General features: G+C 74.0%; 20 protein-coding genes. 8 read left to right on the top strand and 12 right to left on the bottom strand.

What is annotated here, in order from left to right; translation table 11 throughout:
- Positions 1 to 9: 9 nt before the first annotated feature.
- Entirely contained in the window at positions 10 to 198 is a 189-nt protein-coding gene (locus AB0G11_RS45790; RefSeq protein ID WP_219508646.1) for a DUF6229 family protein, read from the bottom strand.
- A gap of 93 nt (positions 199 to 291) precedes the next feature.
- Between AB0G11_RS45790 and AB0G11_RS45785 the strand changes: the two genes are divergently transcribed.
- A complete protein-coding gene (locus AB0G11_RS45785) occupies positions 292 to 933 on the top strand; it encodes a response regulator (protein ID WP_357593337.1) in 642 nt (213 codons plus the stop codon).
- Here the strand turns inward: AB0G11_RS45785 and AB0G11_RS45780 are convergent.
- The 4 genes from AB0G11_RS45780 to AB0G11_RS45765 form a co-directional block, all read right to left on the bottom strand.
- Entirely contained in the window at positions 908 to 2,149 is a 1,242-nt protein-coding gene (locus tag AB0G11_RS45780; protein ID WP_357593335.1) for an ATP-binding protein, read from the bottom strand. The two genes, AB0G11_RS45785 and AB0G11_RS45780, sit on opposite strands and share 26 nt — an antisense overlap.
- A 108-nt stretch (positions 2,150 to 2,257) precedes the next feature.
- On the bottom strand, positions 2,258 to 2,719 hold the full coding sequence (locus tag AB0G11_RS45775) for a Clp protease N-terminal domain-containing protein (RefSeq protein WP_219508643.1): 462 nt from the start codon (positions 2,717 to 2,719) through the stop codon (positions 2,258 to 2,260).
- Positions 2,716 to 2,931, bottom strand: coding sequence for a hypothetical protein (locus AB0G11_RS45770; RefSeq protein ID WP_219508642.1), 216 nt, complete (start codon positions 2,929 to 2,931; stop codon positions 2,716 to 2,718). Before AB0G11_RS45770 ends, AB0G11_RS45775 begins: the two co-directional genes overlap by 4 nt.
- 17 nt (positions 2,932 to 2,948) lie before the next feature.
- Positions 2,949 to 3,587: a TetR/AcrR family transcriptional regulator gene (locus AB0G11_RS45765; protein WP_357593333.1), complete on the bottom strand. Its 639-nt coding sequence runs from the start codon at positions 3,585 to 3,587 to the stop codon at positions 2,949 to 2,951.
- A gap of 57 nt (positions 3,588 to 3,644) precedes the next feature.
- Between AB0G11_RS45765 and AB0G11_RS45760 the strand changes: the two genes are divergently transcribed.
- The 4 genes from AB0G11_RS45760 to AB0G11_RS45745 all read left to right on the top strand — a co-directional run bounded on the left by AB0G11_RS45760 (position 3,645) and on the right by AB0G11_RS45745 (position 7,428).
- A complete protein-coding gene (locus tag AB0G11_RS45760) occupies positions 3,645 to 4,880 on the top strand; it encodes an FAD/NAD(P)-binding oxidoreductase (RefSeq protein ID WP_357593331.1) in 1,236 nt (411 codons plus the stop codon).
- A 43-nt stretch (positions 4,881 to 4,923) separates the two neighbouring features.
- The gene (locus AB0G11_RS45755) at positions 4,924 to 6,135 is read left to right on the top strand and encodes a cytochrome P450 (RefSeq protein WP_357593329.1); all 1,212 of its coding nucleotides are present in this window, start codon (positions 4,924 to 4,926) and stop codon (positions 6,133 to 6,135) included.
- A gap of 35 nt (positions 6,136 to 6,170) precedes the next feature.
- Positions 6,171 to 6,362 carry a ferredoxin gene (locus tag AB0G11_RS45750; protein ID WP_219508639.1) on the top strand — a complete coding sequence of 64 codons (192 nt, stop codon included), beginning with the start codon at positions 6,171 to 6,173 and terminating at the stop codon, positions 6,360 to 6,362.
- A 91-nt stretch (positions 6,363 to 6,453) separates the two neighbouring features.
- Positions 6,454 to 7,428 (top strand): aldo/keto reductase, encoded by a 975-nt coding sequence (locus AB0G11_RS45745; protein WP_219508638.1) that lies wholly within the window; start codon positions 6,454 to 6,456, stop codon positions 7,426 to 7,428.
- 39 nt (positions 7,429 to 7,467) lie between these two features.
- Here AB0G11_RS45745 and AB0G11_RS45740 read toward each other — a convergent pair whose 3' ends face one another.
- Together AB0G11_RS45740 and AB0G11_RS45735 are read right to left on the bottom strand one after the other, a co-directional pair.
- Complete coding sequence (locus AB0G11_RS45740) at positions 7,468 to 8,268, bottom strand: SDR family oxidoreductase (RefSeq protein WP_219508637.1); 801 nt, start codon at positions 8,266 to 8,268, stop codon at positions 7,468 to 7,470.
- Positions 8,269 to 8,297: 29 nt separating this feature from the next.
- Positions 8,298 to 8,912 (bottom strand): GntR family transcriptional regulator, encoded by a 615-nt coding sequence (locus AB0G11_RS45735; RefSeq protein WP_357593327.1) that lies wholly within the window; start codon positions 8,910 to 8,912, stop codon positions 8,298 to 8,300.
- 48 nt (positions 8,913 to 8,960) lie between these two features.
- On the opposite strand from AB0G11_RS45735, the gene aceE reads away from it, so the two are divergent.
- Positions 8,961 to 11,411: a pyruvate dehydrogenase (acetyl-transferring), homodimeric type gene (gene aceE / locus AB0G11_RS45730; RefSeq protein WP_357593325.1), complete on the top strand. Its 2,451-nt coding sequence runs from the start codon at positions 8,961 to 8,963 to the stop codon at positions 11,409 to 11,411.
- Between the two features lie 15 nt (positions 11,412 to 11,426).
- Here aceE and AB0G11_RS45725 read toward each other — a convergent pair whose 3' ends face one another.
- The 4 genes from AB0G11_RS45725 to AB0G11_RS45710 form a co-directional block, all read right to left on the bottom strand.
- Positions 11,427 to 13,034, bottom strand: a complete 1,608-nt coding sequence (locus AB0G11_RS45725) for a hypothetical protein (protein WP_357593323.1) — start codon at positions 13,032 to 13,034, stop codon at positions 11,427 to 11,429.
- Positions 13,031 to 13,786: an ABC transporter ATP-binding protein gene (locus AB0G11_RS45720; protein ID WP_219508633.1), complete on the bottom strand. Its 756-nt coding sequence runs from the start codon at positions 13,784 to 13,786 to the stop codon at positions 13,031 to 13,033. Before AB0G11_RS45720 ends, AB0G11_RS45725 begins: the two co-directional genes overlap by 4 nt.
- Before the next feature lie 83 nt (positions 13,787 to 13,869).
- A complete protein-coding gene (locus AB0G11_RS45715; RefSeq protein WP_357593321.1) occupies positions 13,870 to 14,982 on the bottom strand; it encodes a PP2C family protein-serine/threonine phosphatase in 1,113 nt (370 codons plus the stop codon).
- Between the two features lie 5 nt (positions 14,983 to 14,987).
- On the bottom strand, positions 14,988 to 15,590 hold the full coding sequence (locus AB0G11_RS45710) for a DNA starvation/stationary phase protection protein (protein WP_357593319.1): 603 nt from the start codon (positions 15,588 to 15,590) through the stop codon (positions 14,988 to 14,990).
- A 195-nt stretch (positions 15,591 to 15,785) separates the two neighbouring features.
- Between AB0G11_RS45710 and AB0G11_RS45705 the strand changes: the two genes are divergently transcribed.
- Complete coding sequence (locus tag AB0G11_RS45705; protein WP_357593317.1) at positions 15,786 to 16,592, top strand: class I SAM-dependent methyltransferase; 807 nt, start codon at positions 15,786 to 15,788, stop codon at positions 16,590 to 16,592.
- A gap of 111 nt (positions 16,593 to 16,703) precedes the next feature.
- Positions 16,704 to 18,092 carry a family 2B encapsulin nanocompartment shell protein gene (locus AB0G11_RS45700; RefSeq protein WP_357593315.1) on the top strand — a complete coding sequence of 463 codons (1,389 nt, stop codon included), beginning with the start codon at positions 16,704 to 16,706 and terminating at the stop codon, positions 18,090 to 18,092.
- 14 nt (positions 18,093 to 18,106) lie between these two features.
- Here AB0G11_RS45700 and AB0G11_RS45695 read toward each other — a convergent pair whose 3' ends face one another.
- Positions 18,107 to 18,973 (bottom strand): SLC13 family permease, encoded by an 867-nt coding sequence (locus tag AB0G11_RS45695; protein WP_357593382.1) that lies wholly within the window; start codon positions 18,971 to 18,973, stop codon positions 18,107 to 18,109.
- Positions 18,974 to 18,978 lie beyond the last annotated feature (5 nt).

Below are 18,978 nucleotides of genomic sequence, written 5' to 3'. Positions count from 1 at the left end.
CGTCCCCGCTCAGCAGCAGTAACGGGTGCGAGAAGCCGAGCAGGCGGTGCCGCACTTCCCGGACGCGCCCGGCCCGGTCATGGTGATCTCGGACTCGGCGTACGTGCCCTGCAGCAGCGGGCCCACCGGGCTGTCCGGCTCGTCGCCCGCCCTCCAGGCGGCGATGATCTCCTCGGCCCTTTCGAGGGTGACGGTCATCCTTGCTCCCTTCTCGGACTTGGCGTCATGATCTGGTGCCGGGTTCGTGACGGCTAGACGTCAAAACTGCGCACTTGACACGACATTCCGGATATGAGAAAGACAGGCGTGATCACCGTTTCCGTCGTGGACGACGACCGGATGCTCATCGACGGGCTGGCCGCCTGGCTCGCCGCGGTGCCCGACGTCCGGCTGATCGGATCGGCCGCGACCGTCGCCGAGCTGCTCGCCGCCGAGCGCTCGCCGGCCGACGTGGTGCTGCTCGACCTGCTGCTCGCCGACCGCTCCGACCCCGCGGGCAACGTGCGCACGCTGGTACGGCTGCACCGCCGGGTGCTCGTGGTCAGCGTCGTGACCTCGGGCGACATGGCCAGGCAGATGATCGCCGCGGGCGCGGGCGGCTACCTCACCAAGGATCACGACCTGGGCATGCTGGTCGCCAAGGTCAGGGAGGTGGCCGAGGACCGGGTGGCGATCTCGCCCGAGCTGGCGCTCGGCTGGCTGGCCGACCGCGACGGCGACCGGCCGGTCCTGTCGCCGCAGGAACGCGCGGTGCTGCTCGCCTACGCCTCCGGCATGACGCTCACCGCGGCGGCCCGCAGCGCCGGGGTACAGCCGGGCACCGCCAGGAACTACCTCGAACGCGTCAAGGACAAGTACCGCAAGGCGGGCCGCCCCGCCTACACCAAGCTGGACCTGGCCGACCGCGTCAGGGAGGACGGTCTGGCCACCTGAGCTCCACGCACACCCCCTCGCCCGGCGCGGTGATCACCTCGGCGCGCCCGCCCACCTCGCGCATGCGCCCCATCACCGACGACCGCAGCCCGTAACCAGGCTCGACCAGGCCGGGGTCGAAGCCCGTGCCCCGGTCGACGACGCGCACGGTGACCACGCCGTCCACCTCGACCGCGGTCAGCCACGCCTCGCGCTCCCCCGAGTGCCTGGCCACGTTGTTGAGCGCCTCCGCACCGGCCTCCGCCATCGCCTCCCCCACCTCGTCGGGCACGCCGCCGGGCAGCGCCTCGGCGGCGTAGCGCACGCACAGCCCCAGCCCGGCCGCCCTGGCGACCGCGCGGGCCAGGCCGTTGCCCAGCCCGGTGGCGGGACCGATCGCGTCCTGCCTGATCAGCGTCCGCACGTAGGCGGCGTCGGCCGCGCACCGCCGCCGCACCTCCTCCGTACGGTGGTCCAGGCCGCCGCGGGCGATCGCGGTCAGCGTCGTCAGGACGGTGTCGTGCAGTTGCCGGTAGTGCGCCAGCCTGGCCCGCTCGGCGGCCCGCTCGGCCTCGGCCACCGAGCGCTGCTCGGCCAGGGCGTCCAGCCGCGTCGCCTGGGCGGCCAGGTAGCGGCGGATGAAGAAGACGATGACCGCGAACCACACGTAGCTGTTGACCCGCACGCCCAGCTCCACCACGGCCGGGAGGCGCTGGCCCAGGTCGCCGGCGTGCGCGAGCGCGTAGACCGCGACCGGCGGCAGCAGCGCCGCGAACTGGACCGGCCGCTCGCACACCGCGCCGATCAGCGCGCCCGTCGCCAGCAGCGCGTGGGAGGACCAGTTGGACACGCACGTGCCGGACGAGGGCAGGCACGCCCCGGTCACCCCCATCATGAACACGCAGGTCGCGGCCACGTCGATCACCACCGCCCGGGGGTCGAACCAGCCGCGCCGCGCCACCCAGCGGAACAGCGCCGCGTTCCACGCCAGGGCCACGGCCAGCAGCGCCACGTCGAGCCCCCGGCCGGCGGACAGCACGGTGACCGGTCCCCGCGCGGTGAACAGGCTCGAACAGGCGGGCAGCAGGTAGCTGAGCCGCTGGAGCAGCAGCAGCATCGCCACGAACCTGCGCACCCGCTCGGCGCTGGGCCTGGACGCCAGGAAGAGCGGGTCCCGCCAGCCGAGTGAGCCCCGTCCGCCCGGGTCGCGCGGGTCGCTCGGGGGTGGAGGCTGCATGTGTAGCGACGCCCTTCAGACGAGCCGGACTCTAAGATCCATCGAGCCCGGCGCGATCTCAAGCGCGCGCCTGATACGGGTGTCCGAGTCGCCGTTTTCGGCGTGTGCTCACCGGCCGGCGAGCCCGTCCCGTACGCGGTCGATCAGGGCGGCCCGGTCGACGCCCGCCAGCGCGAGGGCGCGCGGGACCGTGCCCGCCTCGGCCTGGAGGACGGCGATCAGCAGGTGGCCCGGCCGCAGGTCCTTCTTGCGGTGGGCCCTGGCCATCCGGTCCAGGGCGAGCTTGACCGAGGCGCCCAGGCCGAGCCGGCGCTCCGGGTCGCGGGTGGCGGGCGGCAGGTCGAAGTCGCCGAGCGACACCCCGGCGACGCTCAGGCTGTGCTCGAACTCGCGGCGCAGGGCGGCCTTCAGCGCCGCGTGGTCCAGGCCCGCCGCGGTGAGCGCCGGATCGGGGCCGGCGGCGATGGCCAGCAGCAGGTGGTGCGCCTCGATGGTGGCCGAGCCGTCCTGCGCGGCCTCCTCCTCGGCGCGCCCCAGGACCTCCTGGAGGTGGAGGTCGATCTCGCTCATGCCCGCCTCCGCAGCGTCACCCCGGCGGCGATGAGCCGCTTGGCGTGCTTCTTGTGGACCGCCTGGCGCGTGACGGCGAGCGCCTCGGCGACCTGCGGCCAGCTCCAGCCGGCCCGCATCGCCTGCTCGACGGCGGCGTCCTCGAGCTGGTCGGCCAGCCGGCGCAGCGCGGCCACGGCGGCCAGCGCGTCGGCCGGATCTTCGCTTGCCATGCGGGCAAGCCTAGCAACTAGAGTTGCTTATGCACGCCGGCCCCGTACAGGGCGCTGAACAGCGGCCACGTCAGCGCGGCCATCTCGGCGGGCGAGCGCGGACAGCCGCGCTCAAGCCAGTCGGCGGCCACCCCGATGATCGCCCCGCCGGTGAAGGCGGCGGGCACGTTGTGCGGGATGTCGAGCCGGCCGTCGAGCGGGGCCCCGGCGCGGGCGGGCAGGCCGGTGCCCTCGCGCAGGCGGTCGTAGACGGCCGCGGTGATGCGGCGGCGGATGTGGTCGGCCACGCGCGCGCTGCCCTGCGGCCCCAGCAGGCCGCGGTAGAGCCCGGCGTGCCCGGCGAGGCTGGCGAAGAACGCCTCCAGCGACAGGGCAGCCTCCCGCTCCAGGTCGGGCGAGCCCGGCGAGGGGGCGGGCAGGGAGGCGATCAGGTCGTCGATCATCGCCGTGCAGGCGGCCTCGGCCAGCTCGTGCACGTCGCGGTAGTGGTCGTAGAAGGTCGAGCGGCTCACCCCGGCGTGCTCGGCGACGTCGGCGACGCTGATGCGCGACAGGTCCTGCTCCTCGACGAGCCGGAGGAGCGCCCGCGCCAGGGCGGCGTGGGTCCGTCGCACCCGCCGGTCGGCCGCGGGGGTGCTGTTTCTGCTAGTGGACACGCATTTCACCCTACCTTCTGACTACATGTGTACGATTTCCTACATGTGTAGGGTAATGTGGCGTCCGGAAGGGAGCACGACCATGCGCACACGTTCCCGGGGCGGCCGCTCGTGACCCCGCCCGGCGGCGTGCTGATCGTCGGCGCCTCGGCGGCCGGCCTGAGCACGGCCGAGGCGCTGCGGCGGCACGGCTACCAGGGCGGCCTGACGCTGCTCGACGCCGGCCCGCACCTGCCCTACGACCGGCCGCCGCTGTCGAAGCAGGTCCTGGCCGGGGTGTGGGAGCCGGAGCGCGTCCAGCTCCGTGACCAGGCGCGGCTGGACGCGCTGGGGGCGGAGTTCGCGCTCGGCGACCCGGCCGTCACGCTGGACGCGGCGGCCCGGGAGGTCACCACCGCCTCCGGCCGCGTGCTGCGCGCCGACGCCCTGGTCGTCGCCACCGGGCTGACCCCGTGCCGGCTCCCGGGCCAGGACGGGCTGGCCGGCGTGCACGTGCTGCGCACGCTGGACGACGCGCTCGCGCTGCGCGGCGACCTGACCGCCGGGCGGCGGCTGGTGGTCGTGGGCGACGGCGTGCTCGGCGCGGAGGTCGCGGCCACCGCCCGCACCCTCGGCCTGGACGTCACGCTCGCCGGCATGGGCGGCACGCCGCTCGGCGCGCAGCTCGGCGACGTGGCCGGCGCGCTGCTGGCGCGCACCCACGCCGAGCGCGGGGTCCGGCTGCGGCTCGGCGTCACCGTCGAGGAGCTGACCGGCGCCGCGGGCCGGGTCACCGGGGTCCGGCTGGCCGGGGGCGAGCTGCTGGCCGCCGACGTGGTCGTGGTGGCCGCCGGGTCCCGCCCGGCGACCGGCTGGCTGGAGGGCAGCGGCCTCACCCTGGACGACGGCGTCAGGTGCGACTCGCGCTGCCGCGCCGCCGCGGGCGTCTGGGCCGTCGGCGACGTGGCCTCCTGGCCGCACGAAGGGCTCGGCAGGCGGCTGCGCCTGGAGAACCGCACCAACGCCACCGAGCAGGCCCAGGCGGTGGCGGCCAACATCCTCGGCGCGGACCGGCCGTACACGCCGATCCCCTACTTCTGGACCGACCAGTACGACGTCAAGATCCAGGCTCACGGGCTGCCGTCACCGGCGGCCGAGCTGACCGTCGCCGAAGGCGACCCGGAGGAGCACCGCTTCGCCGCCCTCTACCGCGAGGACGGCCGGGTCACCGGCGTGCTCGGCTGGAACATGCCCAAGCAGGCGCGTGTCCTGAGGCAGCAGGTCCTCGCCGCCCAGCCGCTCGCGCCCGCCTGACCCGTCCGCGCGTGACCAACCACTACCGCAGAGGAGATGCCGCATGAGCGTCAACGAGCAGGTCCTGCGCTACCCGATCCCCAGTGACGCGGCGCTCGACCCGCCCGCCGAGTGGGCGGAGCTGCGCAAGGAGTGCCCGGTGGCCCACGTGAAGCTGCCCAGCGGCGACACCGCCACGCTGCTGACCCGCTACGACGACGTCAAGCAGGTGCTGGCCGACCCGCGCTTCACCCGGCAGCTCACCGCGCCCGACGCGGCCCGGCTGTCGGCCGAGGGCGGCGGCGTGTTCAGCAACGAGATGGCGACGATCATCCCCGACGGCGGCGAGGAGCACCAGCACTGGCGGCGCCTGGTCGGCAGGTGGTTCACCGCCAAGCGGATGTCGGCCCTGCGGCCGTCGATGACGAAGATCGCCGAGGGCCTGATCGACGAGATGGTCGCGGGCGGCGCGCCCGGCGACCTCAGGGCCAGCCTCGGCTTCCCGCTGCCGGTCTACGTCATCTGCGACATGCTCGGCGTGCCAGCGGAGGACCGCGACCGGTTCTCGTACTGGTCCGACACGCTGCTCAACCTCACCCGCTACGGCAAGGAGGAGATCGACGCCGCGCAGGCGGAGTTCTTCCAGTACATGTCCGACCTGGTGGCGGGCAAGCGGGCCGCGCCCGGCGACGACCTGCTGAGCGAGCTGATCGCGGTGGGCGGCCCCGAGGAGGGCGGCCTGTCCGACCTGCAGATCGTGGTCACCGGCATGGGCCTGCTGGTCGCCGGGCACGAGACGACCGCCAACATGATCGGCAAGATGGTCTCCATGCTGCTGGCCGACCGCGGCCGCTGGGAGAGCCTGCTGGCCGACCCGAAGCTGATCCGCACGGCCGTGGAGGAGACGCTGCGCCTGGACGCCAACGCCGGTTTCGGCCTGCCCCGCTACCTGGGCGAGGAGACCGAGGTCAGCGGCACGGTCCTGCCGCGCGGCACGACCGTGGTGTGCAGCATGGCCGCGGCCAACCGCGACGAGAGCGCCTTCGAGGCCGCCGGCGAGATGGACCTGACCCGCAGCCCCAACCCGCACCTGGCGTTCGGCGCGGGCGCGCACTCCTGCCTGGGGCAGGCGCTGGCCCGCACCGAGCTGCAGGTCGTGCTGGAGGTGCTGCTGCGCAAGCTGCCCACGCTGGAGCTGGCCGTGCCCGCCGGGGAGCTGGAGCGGGTGGAGGGGCTGGCCGTCGGCGGCCTGCGCACCGTTCCGGTCCGCTGGTAGCCGGTCCGCTGGTCATCGGAAAGGGGAGGATCGGAATGAAGGTCATCGTCGACGAGGACAAGTGCTGCGGCGCCGGACAGTGCGTGCTGATCGCGCCGGAGGTGTTCGACCAGCGTGACGACGACGGCATCGCCGTCGTGCTCCAGGCCGAGCCGGGCGCGGACCAGCACGACGCGGTCCGCGAGGCGGCGGCGGTGTGCCCGGGGGCGGCCATCGAGCTCGGCTGACCCGGGCGGGCCGGGGAGATGCCGCTACGGTGATTCATCAGGGCACGACGGATATGTCGCCCATCCTGTTGATCACGCCGGAAGGTGCACCGTGGACTACGAACGCCAGCCGTACAGAAGGTGTGGCCGTAGCGGCCTCCTGCTTCCCGCCGTGTCGCTCGGCCTGTGGCACAACTTCGGCGGCGGCAAGCCGCTCGACGGGCAGCGGGCGATCCTGCACAAGGCTTTCGACCTGGGCATCACGCATGTCGACATCGCCGACCGCTACGGCCCGCCGCTGGGCGCAGCCGAGTCGGCGTTCGGCCGGCTGCTGCCGCGCTCGCTGCGCGACGAGGTGGTGGTGACCACCAAGGGCGGCAACCCCATGTGGGACGGCCCGTACGGCAAGGGCAACTCGCGCAAGCACCTGCTCGCCACGCTGGACCGCTCGCTGGCCCGGCTGGAGCTCGACTTCGTCGACATTTTCTACCTGCACCGGGACGATCCGGACACCCCGCTGGAGGAGCAGGTGGCGACGCTCGACCACCTGGTGCGAACCGGGCGGGCGCTGTACGTGGGCGTGTCCAACTTCTCCCCGCAGCGCACCGCCGAGGCCGCCCGGCTGCTGCGCGAGCTCGGCACGCCGCTCCTGGTGCACCAGCCGTCCTACTCGCTGCTCAACCGGGAGATCGAGGACTCGCTGCTGGGCGTGCTGGAGGAGCACGGGGTCGGCTGCGTCGTCTACTCGCCGCTGGCGCAGGGGCTGCTCACCGACCGCTATCTCGACGGCATCCCCGCCGACTCGCGTGCCGCCGAGGGGCGCTTCCTCACGCCGGACCGGGTGACGCCGCAGGTGCTGGCGTTCGTCCGGGCGCTCGCCGGGCTGGCGCGGGCGCGCGGCCAGTCGGTGGCCCAGCTCGCGCTCGCCTGGGCGCTGCGCGACCCGCGCGTCACCTCGGTGCTCGTGGGCGCCTCCAGCCCCGAGCAGCTGGAGGCGAACGTGGCCGCCGTGGACCGCCTGGACTTCACCGCCGACGAGCTCGCGGCCATCGACGCCGCCGCCAAGGAGGCCGGCCTGGCGGGCTGACGGTCCGGCGCGGCCTGCTGTTGCGGTCAGCCCGCGTGCTCAGCCCGTGCGCCAGTCGCCCGAGCCGAGCGCGCCGGCGGCCTGCGGTCCCATCAGGCCGAGGCCGCCGTCCACGAACACGCTCGCGCCCGTCACGTACGAGGCGCCGGGGCTCACCAGGAAGGCGATCACGGCGGCGACCTCGCGGGCGTCGCCCGGCCTCGGCACCGGGTAGCCGGGCCGGGTGCCCGGCTGCGGCGGCAGGTCCTCCTGCCCGGTCATCGGCGTGGCGATCTCGCCCGGCGCCACGGTGTTGACCGTGATGCCGTACTCGGCCAGCTCCAGGGCCAGCACCCGGCTGAGCATCCGCAGCCCGCCCTTGGCCGCGCAGTACGGCCCCGCGCCGACGCGCGGGTGCTCCTCGTGCACGCTGGTGACGTTGACGACGCGCCCGCCCCTGCCGGAGGCGATCATGCGGCGGGCGGCCCGCTGCGCGCACAGGAACGGCCCGTCGAGGTCGACGGCCACGACCGAGCGCCAGCGGTCGTACCCCATGTCCAGCAGCGGTTCGGCGGTGCCGGTGCCGGCGTTGTTGACCAGCGCGCCGAGCCCGCCGAGCTCGTCGGCCAGCTCGTCGACGACGCCCGCGGCGCGTTCCGGATCGGTGAGGTCGTGCCCGCGCACGGCCGGCGCCCGGCCGAGCTCGCGCACCTGCCGTGCGGTCTCCTCGGCGCCGTCGCGGTCGGCGTGATAGGTGATGCCCACGTCGAATCCCTGCTCGGCCAGTGCCACGGCGGTCGCCCTGCCGATGCCGGAGTCGGCCCCCGTGACGATCGCCACCTTGTCGTACCCGTTGCCCATGCCGCTGCCCCTGCCCGCTCCGCTGGGGCTTATGGCTGCGGAGGGGCGTAGCCGAGGACGTGGTCGTGCAGCAGGCGGCCCACGGCCGGGTCGCCGCGCCGGAACGCCTCGACGATCGGCCCGTGGTCGGCCGCGTTCTCGTGCAGCCGCACCCTGAACAGGCGGATCGACAGGTGGGTCCACACCTCGATGCCCAGGGACTCCCACACCGACACGAGCACGGCGTTGCCCGAGGCGGCGACGATCTCGCGGTGGAAGGCGACGCTGTGCCGCACCTGGGCGGTGAGCGAGCCGGCGGTCGCGGCCTCGTGCAGCCGGGCCAGGTGGAGCTCCAGCGCGTCGGCGTCGGGGCGGCCGAGCGTGGCGGCCTTCTCCTCCAGGCAGGCCCTGACCTGGTAGACCTCGCGCAGGTCGGCGGCGGTGAACGCGCGCACGCGGGCGCCCCGGTTGGGGACCGTCTCGATCAGCCGCAGCGCCTCCAGCTCGCGCAGCGCCTCGCGGACCGGGGCCTGGCTGACCTGGAGCTCGGTGGCGAGGCGGCGCTCGACGATGCGGTCGCCGGGCTCCCACCGGCCGTCGATCAGGCCGTCCAGCAGCACCTGGCGGATCTCGTCGCGGAGCGGGGACCGTTCGACCGGATTCATCCGACCATCATAGACCGGATGATCGATCATAGGGTGTTTAATGGAGGCATGGAGAGAGATCTGGACCCTCAGGAGACCGCGGAGTGGCTGGAGTCGCTGGAGGCGGTGCGCCGGGCCGCCGGTGACGAGCGCGCCGAGTTCCTGCTGCGCAGGCTCGCCACCGGCACGCGCCCGCTCAACACCGTGCCCACCGCGCAGGAGCCCGCCTACCCGGGCGACCTGGAGCTGGAGGAGCGCATCGCCGCCTACGACCGGTGGAACGCCGCAGCCATGGTCACCCGGGGCAGCGTGCTCGGCCTCGGCGGCCACATGGCCACCTACGCCTCGGCCGCCTGGCTGTACGAGGTCGGGTTCAACCACTTCTTCCACGGCGCCGACGACCAGGTCTACTTCCAGGGCCACGCCTCCCCCGGCGTGTACGCGCGCGCGTTCCTGGAGGGGCGGCTGAGCGAGGCGCAGCTCGACCTGTTCAGGCGGGAGACCGCCGGCGGGCTGCCCTCCTACCCGCATCCGCGCGCGATGCCCGGCTTCTGGCAGTTCCCCACGGTGTCGATGGGTCTGGGCCCGCTCAACGCCGTCTACCAGGCGCGGTTCAACCGCTACCTGCTGCACCGGGGGATCAAGGACACCTCGCGCAGCCACGTGTGGGCGTTCCTCGGCGACGGGGAGATGGACGAGCCGGAGGCCACCGCCGCGCTCACCTTGGCCGCCCGCGAGGGGCTGGACAACCTCACCTTCGTCGTCAACTGCAACCTGCAGCGCCTCGACGGGCCCGTACGCGGCAACACCAGCGTCGTGCAGGAGCTGGAGAGCGTGTTCAGGGGCGCGGGCTGGCACGTGGTCAAGGCGCTGTGGGGCCGCGACTGGGACGGGCTGCTCGGCTCGGACGAGCTGGTGGCCAGGCTCTCCGCCGTGCCGGACGGCCAGTTCCAGACGTACGCGGCCTCGAGCGGCGCGTACATCAGGCAGAGCCTGTTCGCCGGGCTGGAGGCCGTCGCCGCGCCCTACAGCGACGACCAGTTGCGCGCGATCGTCGGCGGGTCGCGGGCCGGGCACGAGCCGCGCAAGGTGCACGCCGCCTACCGGGCGGCGCTCGACCACCGGGGCGCGCCCACGGTGGTGCTGGTGCAGACGGTGAAGGGCTGGACGCTCGGCGCCGGGGTCGAGGCGCGCAACGCCAACCACCAGATGAAGAAGCTCACCCAGGACGAGTTCGCCGCCATGCGCGACCGGCTCGGCCTGCCCGTCCCGGACGAGGCGCTGAGCGGCGACCTGCCGCCGTACCTGCACCCCGGCCCCGGCTCGGCGGAGGCGCGCTACCTGGCCGAGCGGCGGGCCGCGCTCGGCGGCCCGATCCCGCGCCGGACCGTCTCGTACGCGCCGCTGCCCCCGCCCGCGGAGCGGCCCTTCCAGGCGGCGGCCAAGGGGGGCGGGCGGATCGCCACCACGATGGCGTTCGTGCGCCTGGTCAAGGAGCTGATGAAGGACCCGGAGACCGGCCGCCGGTGGGTGCCGATCGTGCCCGACGAAGCCAGGACGTTCGGCATGGAGTCGCTCTTCCCCACCGCGAAGATCTACTCGCCGCTCGGCCAGCGCTACGACGCGGTCGACCGGGAGCTGCTGCTGGCCTACAAGGAGGCGGTCGACGGGCAGATCCTCATCGAGGGCATCACCGAGGCCGGGTCGATGGCGTCGTTCACCGCCGCGGCCTCCAGCTACGCCACCCACGGCGAGGCGATGATCCCGTTCTACATCTTCTACTCGATGTTCGGCTGGCAGCGGACCGGCGACCAGATGTGGGCGCTGGCCGACCAGCTCGGCCGCGGCTTCCTCGTCGGCGCGACGGCCGGGCGCACCACGATGACGGGCGAGGGGCTGCAGCACGCCGACGGCCACTCGCAGCTGCTCGCCTCGGCCAACCCGGCGTGCCTGGCCTACGACCCGGCGTTCGGCTACGAGGTGGCCGTGATCGTCCGGGAGGGGCTGCGCAGGATGTACGGGCCGGCGGGCGAGGACGTGTTCTACTACCTCACGCTCTACAACGAGCCGCTGCCCCAGCCGGCGATGCCGGAGGGCGTCGAGGAGGGCATCCTCAAGGGCATCTACCGCTGCTCCGAGGGCGGCGGGCGGGCCCACCTGCTGGCCAGCGGCACCGCGATCCACTGGGCGCTGGAGGCGCAGCGGCTGCTGAAGGAGGAGTACGGGCTGGGCGTGGACGTGTGGTCGGTGACCTCCTGGAGCGAGCTGCGGCGCGACGCGATGGCCGCCGACGGCGTGCCGTATCTGCAGCGGGCGATGGCGGACACGCAGGGGCCGGTGATCGCGGTGAGCGACTGGATGCGGGCGGTGCCGGACCAGATCCACCCGTGGATCGGCCGCCCGTGGACGTCGCTCGGCACCGACGGCTTCGGCCTGTCCGACACGCGGGAGGCGGCGCGGGAGCACTTCGGGGTGAGCCCGCGCGCCATCGCGGACGCGGTGATCAAGGCCGTCCAGTGACGAGCCCGGCCGCCGCTACCGCTCGGCCTTGAGTGCGGCCGGGCGGAGCACGGCGGCGTCGCGCGAGGCCATCGCGTCCAGGAGGCCGGGGCCGCGCCGGTGGAGCAGGCGCACGGTGAGCACCGGGGTGGCGTAGAGGAGAGCACCGGCCAGGAGGACGGCGGCGGCCACCCACCCCGGGCCGCCGGCGAGCGCGCCGGCGACGCCGGGCACGGCGGCGGCCGCCAGGACCACCGGGAAGATCGTCATCTGGCCGCCGGTCGGATCGCCCGCCTGCTGGCCGGGGTGGACGCGATCGCGGGCGTCGGCGCCCACGGCCGGCATCACGAGCGCGAGCAGCGGCGCCGCCGCGCAGCCGGCGGCGGCGGCCGTGACGGCGCCGCCGAGCGCGGCACCGCCCAGGGGCGAGCCGGTCACGGCCCACAGCACGGCCGCCAGCGCCACCGACGGGACGCCGAACAGCAGCGCCCAGGCCGCCATGCGCCCGCGCACGTCCGCCCGGAGCGCGCCCGGGGTGGTGAGGAGCTGCCACAGGGCCGTGCCGTCCAGGGCGTAGGTGTTGATCGCGACCATCGCGCCGAACACCGCCGCCGCGGGCCCCACCAGGGGCAGGGCCCAGCTCCAGTCGGTGAGCGCGATGACGGCCGCCATCAGCAGCGGTGTCAGCCAGGCGCTGCGCAGCTCCACCCCGCGCGCCGGGTCGCGCAGCCAGGTGGCCAGCTCCCGCGAGACGACCGCCGCCACCTGCGGGCTGGTGCCGGGCAGCGGCAGCGGGCGGCCCGGCACGGCCGGCCGTCGCGGGACCGCCCGGCGGGGCGGCCGGCGCAGCGCCCGCGCCGTCAGCGCGATCCAGCCCGCCTGCAGCAGGACGCCCCAGGCCAGCAGCCCCGCCAGCGGCGCCGCGACCTCGCCGAAGCCGGCGCCGTCACGCACGGCGACCGCCACGCCGTAACCCCAGCCGGTGGGCAGGGCGGTGAGCGCGTCGATCACGGGCGCGGGCAGATGCCCGAACGTGGGGATGACGAGCGCGGTGTCCCCCTCACCGAGCCGCGGCAGCAGCCAGGCGGCGATCGGCACCCATCCGGCGAACGACAGCGCGAGCATGATCGCGGTCTGCAGCGCCGCCAGGGTCATCCCGGCCCGGGTCTGCAGCAGCCAGGCGGCCAGCGCCGCCACCGTCTTGCCCGCCCAGATCAGCAGGTAGAGCTGGGCGGCGGCGGCCAGCGCGGCGATCGCCGCCGCCGCGGGGCCGCCCGGCGCCGCCAGCACCACCAGGGACGCCAGGCACGCCAGGGTGATCAGCGGCCCGACGCCGAGCAGTTCCGTCCAGGACAGCGCGCGCGCCAGCCGCCCGGGCCGCAGCGGATAGCCGCGCAGCCACTCGCGTGAGATGACCGAGGGGTCGTGGCGCGGCTGAGCCAGCGGCCCGAACACCCACATGCCGCCCCACACGGTGAGCGCCACCGCGACCCAGCCCTCGTGGATCACGCCACGGGCGGCCGGCGCCGAGCCCGCGACCACCAGGGCGGCCAGGACCAGGCCGGTGACCAGGCCGAAGGCCCGCTCGTTGTGCGGGCCGTTGCGCAGCAGGCGCAGCTTGAGCGCGAACAGGGCGCCCGTCATCGCAGCCACTCCAGCGGGCGCACCGGGTCGGCGCCGACCAGCTCGATGAAGCGCTCGTTCAGCGTCGAGCCGGCAGCCACCTCCTCGGTCGGCCCTTCGACCAGCACCCGTCCACCGGCGACCACGGCCACCCGGCGGCAGTTGCGTTCGACGAAGTCCATGATGTGGCTCGACAGGAGCACGGTGCCGCCCCCGTCGACGTACTGCTTGAGCACCTGCTCGATGGAGTGGGCCGAGACGGGGTCGATGGCTTCGAACGGCTCGTCCAGCACGAGGACGCGGGGCCGGTGCAGCATCGCGAGCGCGAGATTGATCTTCTTGCGCATGCCGGTGGAGTACTCCACGATCAGCGTGCGCGGGACCGCGTCCAGGCCGAGGATCTCCAGCAGGTCGCCCGCGCGGGCCTGCCAGCCGTCGTCCAGGCCGCGCAGCCCGGCGCTGTAGCGCAGGACCTCGGCGCCGGTCAGCCGCTCGGGCAGGGACAGCCCGTCCATCATGACGCCGAGCTGGGCGAGGGCGGCCTCGCGCGCGGTGCGCAGGTCGTGGCCGGCGATCCTGATCGTGCCGGACGTCGGCTCGCGCAGGCCGCACACGGCCATGAGGGTGGTGGTCTTGCCGGCGCCGTTCGGGCCGACGACGCCGTAGAACATCCCGGGCGGGACGCTCAGGCTGAGCCGGTCGACGGCGACCGCGGACCCGAAGCGCTGGGTGAGGTCCGCCACCTCGACGGCGGGAACGGGGGAATCGAACACGGCCTTCTTCCTGAATCTCGGGAGAGCTGGCTCATTCTGGGCGGATGCCGGGCAGAGTGTCAACACGGCACGTGCCGTTCCACTCAGTGGCGTTCGCGGCGTGGGTGGCGACGCGGCAGCGTCCGCCATTCGACCAGCAGGACGGTGGCGTCGTCCTGGAGGTGGCCGTCCTGGTGGTCGAGGATCGCCCGGATCAGGCGGCGCAGCGTCTCGGGGGCGCTCACGCCGTCGGCCTCGCGGCGGAGGATGAACTCGGTGAAACGCTCCAGCCCGTACGGCTCCCCGGCGGGGCTCTTGGCCTCGACGACGCCGTCGGTGTAGAGGACGAGCCGGTCGCCGGGTTCGAGCCTGAAGCGTGACGGGCCCGCCTCGGCGCCCAGCCGGAAGCCCATCGGCGGGTCGGGCAGCGTCTCCAGCGTGGCCGCGACCCGGCCTCGGCGCAGCACCATCGGCGGGTGGTGGCCGCGGTTGACCCAGGTCAGCTCGCCGGTCGCGGTGTCGAGGGCGGCCAGCACGCCGGTGGCGAACCGGGTGCGGGCGAACCGGTCGGCGATCGCCGCGTCGATCGCCTCGGCGGCGGCGCACAGGTCGGCGCCGCGGCGGCGGGTGTCGCGGTAGCAGCCCATGGCGATCGCCGCGGTCAGGCCGGCGGAGGTGTCGTGCCCCATCGCGTCGAAGATCGCCAGATGCAGGACGTCGCCGGTGACCGCCTGGTCGAAGGCGTCGCCGCCGACCACGTAGGCCGGCTCCAGCGCCGCGCTGACCAGCACCCGCTCGCCGGCGAAGGCCCGGACCGGCAGCGGGCGCCACTCCTGGTGGCCGCCGGGCTGCCGCCTGCCCGCCACCAGCGTGGCGAGCAGGGCGGCCAGCCGCCGGACGCGCCGTTCGGCGGCGGCGTCGAACAGCGGCACGGTCAGGCCGAGCACGCCGATCCGCTGCGTGCCGTCGAGCAGCGGCGCCCACACCTGCTCCCCGGCCGCCGAGGCGCCCGACCGGACCAGCTCCATGCCGCGGAAGGCCAGGCCCGCCACGCTGTCGTCGACGCCCAGCGGCTCCAGCACCGCCCCCGAGGCGTCCCGCTGGCCCGGCAGCGGCACGAGGAAGCGCTGCCACGGGTCCGCCACGTAGATGGCCGCGCCGGTGAACCCGGCCGGCGCGGCGTGCCGGGCGAGCCGGTCCGGGAGGTCCGCGCTCACCCGCGTCAGTCTCCCGGCGGCGGCTCGACCAGCGGGGTGTCGACCAGATGCTCGATCAGGAACCAGGTCTGCAGCTCGCCGGTGCGGATGACGTCGGAGACCAGCAGGTCGTTGGTGCCGTCGTCGCCCATCTCGGCCGTCCGGGCGGCGGCGTCGTGGGCGGCGACGAGGATCGTCTCGTGCGCCTCGATCAGGCGCGTCAGCATCGCGGGCACCTCTTCGGCGCCGTCCGGCGGGCGCGGCACCACGGTGATCTCGGCGACGTGGCGCGGGTCGCCGACGGCCACGCCGCCGAGCGTCTGCACCCGTTCGGCGATCAGGTCGACGAGCTTGTTCTGCTCCTCGGCGTGCTTGTCCAGCAGCAGGTGGAGCTGGTAGAAGGTGGGGCCGCGCATCAGCCAGTGGTGCTTCTTGTACAGGGCGTACAGGATCTGGGTGTCGGCCAGGATCTGGTTGAGGCGCTGGCACGAGTACATGCGGGCCTCGTACGACAGGCCCAGCGGGAACATCCGGACCGTGCCGTACTCCTGGATCTGCACCCCGTTCAGGTGCGGCCACGGCTGGCTGTCGGCCTTCCTGCCGTTCCTGGACGTGCGTTTGCCGGCCAAGGCGTCCTCCTTCGTCACGTAACGGGGAGGTTCCCGGTGCCGTCCCAAGCGAGCGCCAGCACCATCCGCGCATCGGGGCAAGAATCACCCCGAAGGCCGCAGATTGCTGCGCCGTCGGCCTGGGCGAACGCCTCTTTCTTGCTTCCTACGCAAGACCGTATGCCGCACACGCAAGCATTGCCTAGAGTCGGCGGCATGGCGAACCATCACCACCACGACGACCACTCGCTGGCCGAGATCCTCGACCTCGACGGCGAGGTCCTGCACTCCTACCTGTCCGACGTGACCGCCTGGGTCCGCGACCTGACCGCCGACCGGCCGCCGCACCGCCTGCTCGACCTGGGCAGCGGCACCGGCACCGGCACGTTCGCCCTGCTGGAGCGCTTCGGCGACGCCGAGGCTATCGCGCTGGACCAGTCGGAGCCGATGCTGCGCCACCTGGAGGGGCGGGCCCGCGAGCGCGGGCTGGCGAGCCGGGTCCGCACCCTTCAGGCGGACCTCGACACGGGCTGGCCGCCGGTCGGCGAGGTCGACCTGGTGTGGGCGTCGGCGTCCCTGCACCACCTGGCCGACCCCGGCCGCGTCCTGGCCGAGGCGCATGCCGCGCTGCGGCCCGGCGGGCTGCTGGTCGCCGCGGAGACGGCCGGCTTCCCGCGCTTCCTGCCCCAGGAGCACGCCGGCCTGGAGGAGCGCTGCCATGCGATCCTGGACCGGCGCCGGGCCGAAGCGCTGCCGCACTTCGGCGACGACTGGGGGCCGCGCCTGGCCTCGGCCGGCTTCACCGTCGAGGCGGAACGGGTCTTCGACGTGCGGCTGACGCACCCGCTGCCCGCCTCGGCCGGCCGCTACGCCGAACGGTCGCTGCGGCGCATGCGCCACGGCCTCGACGGCACGCTCGACGCCGCCTCCCTCGCCGCGCTCGACGCCCTGCTCGACGGCATCGGCGAGCGCGACGACCTGGAGGTGCGCACCACCCGGACGGTGTGGGCGGCCAGACGCTAGATCGTCGTTGCGGGCCGCCAGCATTCCCTCGCCGCCACGCCACTCTACAGAGAGTGGCGAGGTGATTACGTTCAGTGAGCGAACGGTCCGGATCGGTGATTGCGAGGAACCATGACCACGGAGCCGCGGCTGAGCCTGGACACCCAGGCCGCGCGCAACCTGGCCACGACCACCAAGACCCGTCCGCAGATGCGGGCGATCACGTCCCGCTGGCTGCTGCGCCGGTTGCCGTGGGTCGACGTGGCAGGCGGCACGTACCGGGTCAACCGCCGGCTGACGCACGCCGTCGGGCGCGGGCGCGTGGGCATCACGCACACCGGCGCCGACGACGTACGGATCGTCCCCGAGACGCTGACGGAGATCCCGGTGCTGCGCGGCTTCGCCGACACCGGCGTGCTGGACACGATCGCCGCGACGTTCCGGCAGCGCGACGTACGGCCCGGCGAGGTCGTCGTCGAGGCGGGCACGCCCGTCAGCGAGCTCTACGTGATCGCGCACGGCCGCCTGGACCGGCTCTCCACCGGCCCGTACGGCTCCGCGCAGCACCGTGGCGTGATCGGCGACGGCGACCAGTTCGGCGACGAGCTGCTCAGCCAGGACGACGCGCGCTGGCCGTACACGATCCGGGCGGCCACGGCGAGCACGATCCTGGTGTCGCGGAAGACCGACCTGCGGCGGATCGCCGGCCGGTCGGCGGCGCTGCGCGAGCACGTCGAACGGTTCGCGGAGCTCGCCGGCAGGCCGGTCAACCGGCGCGGCGAGGCGGCGCTCGACATCGCCGCCGGGCACACCGGCGAGCCGGTGCTCGGCGGCACGTTCGTCGACTACGAGCTGCGCCCGCGCGAGTACGAGCTGAGCGTGTCGCAGACGGTCCTGCGCGTGCACACCCGGGTCGCCGACCTCTACAACGGGCCGATGAACCAGTTCCAGGAGCAGCTCCGGCTGACCGTGCAGGAGGTCCGCGAGCGCCAGGAGTGGGAGCTGCTCAACAACCGCGACTTCGGGCTGCTGCACGCCACCGACTACGGCCAGCGGATCCGGCCGCGGTCGGGGCCGCCCACGCCCGACGACCTGGACGATCTGATCAGCATGCGCCGCAGGACGCGCCTGCTGCTCGCCCACCCGCGGGCGATCGCGGCGTTCCTGCGCGAGTGCAACCGGCGCGGCCTGGTGCCGGACAGCGCCGACGTCGACGGCCACGCGGTGCCCTCCTGGCGCGGGATCCCGATCTTCCCGTGCGACAAGATCCCGGTCAGCGAGCGCGGCACCAGCTCGATCGTGGCGATGCGCACCGGCGAGGACGACCAGGGGGTCGTGGGCCTGCACCAGGTGGGCCTGCCGGAGGAGCACGAGCCCGGCCTGAACGTCCGGTTCATGGGCGTCGACTCCCAGGCGATCATGTCGTACCTGGTCAGCGCCTACTATTCGGTGGCCGTCCTGGTGCCCGACGCCTGCGGGATCCTGGAGGACGCCGACCTGGCCGCCGCCGCCCGGCCCTAGCCGGGCGGGCCGCCTCACGCCAGGTAGCGCAGCCACAGGTACGGCGCGACGAGCGCGACGGTCACCGTGGCCGTGATCAGGCCGTACTTGGTGAACTGCCAGAAGCTGATCGGCGTGCCGTTGCGGGCGGCGATGCCGAGGACGACGACGTTGGCCGCCGCGCCGACGGCGGTGGCGTTGCCGCCGAGGTCGGCGCCGAAGGCCAGCGCCCACCACAGCACCTGCGTCGGCCCGTCGCCGGCCTGGACCAGCTCGGCGACGATGGGGCTCATGGTGGCGACGTACGGGATGTTGTCGACGATGGCCGACAGCACGGCGGACGCGCCCAGCAGGCCCATCGTGGCCAGCTCCAGCTGCCCGGCGGTGGCGTCCACGGCGGCCTCGGACAGCTGCGCGATGACGCCGGTCTCGACCAGGGCCCCGACCATGACGAACAGCCCGGCGAAAAACACGAGCGTCGGCCATTCCACCTCGGCGATGGCCTGCTCAGTCGTGATCTTGGTGGCGGCGACCAGGACGCCCGCGCCCAGCAGGGCGACGATCGAGGGCTCGTAGTGCAGCACCGGATGCAGCACGAACGCCGCCATGACCAGGCCCAGCACGGTGAGCGACTGCCACAGCAGCCGCCGGTCACCGATCGCCTCGTTCTCGTCCAGCGCCATCACCGCCGCCGCCCGCTCCGGATCATGACGGAACGTCCGCCCGAACATCAGCCAGCACAGGCCGACGAACACCGCCATCAGGACGACCACCATCGGCGCCATGTGGATCAGGAAGTCGTTGAAACTGAGCCCGCCCCGGCTGGCGATGATGATGTTCGGCGGATCACCCACCAACGTCGCCGCACCACCGATGTTGGACGCCATCGCCTCCGCGATCAAAAACG

The sequence above is a fragment of the Nonomuraea sp. NPDC023979 genome (assembly GCF_040639085.1).
In the GTDB taxonomy this organism is placed as follows: Bacteria; Actinomycetota; Actinomycetes; order Streptosporangiales; family Streptosporangiaceae; genus Nonomuraea; species Nonomuraea ceibae.
Note: the sequence above shows the minus strand (reverse complement) of the source record. Positions and strands in the feature narration are given on the sequence as shown.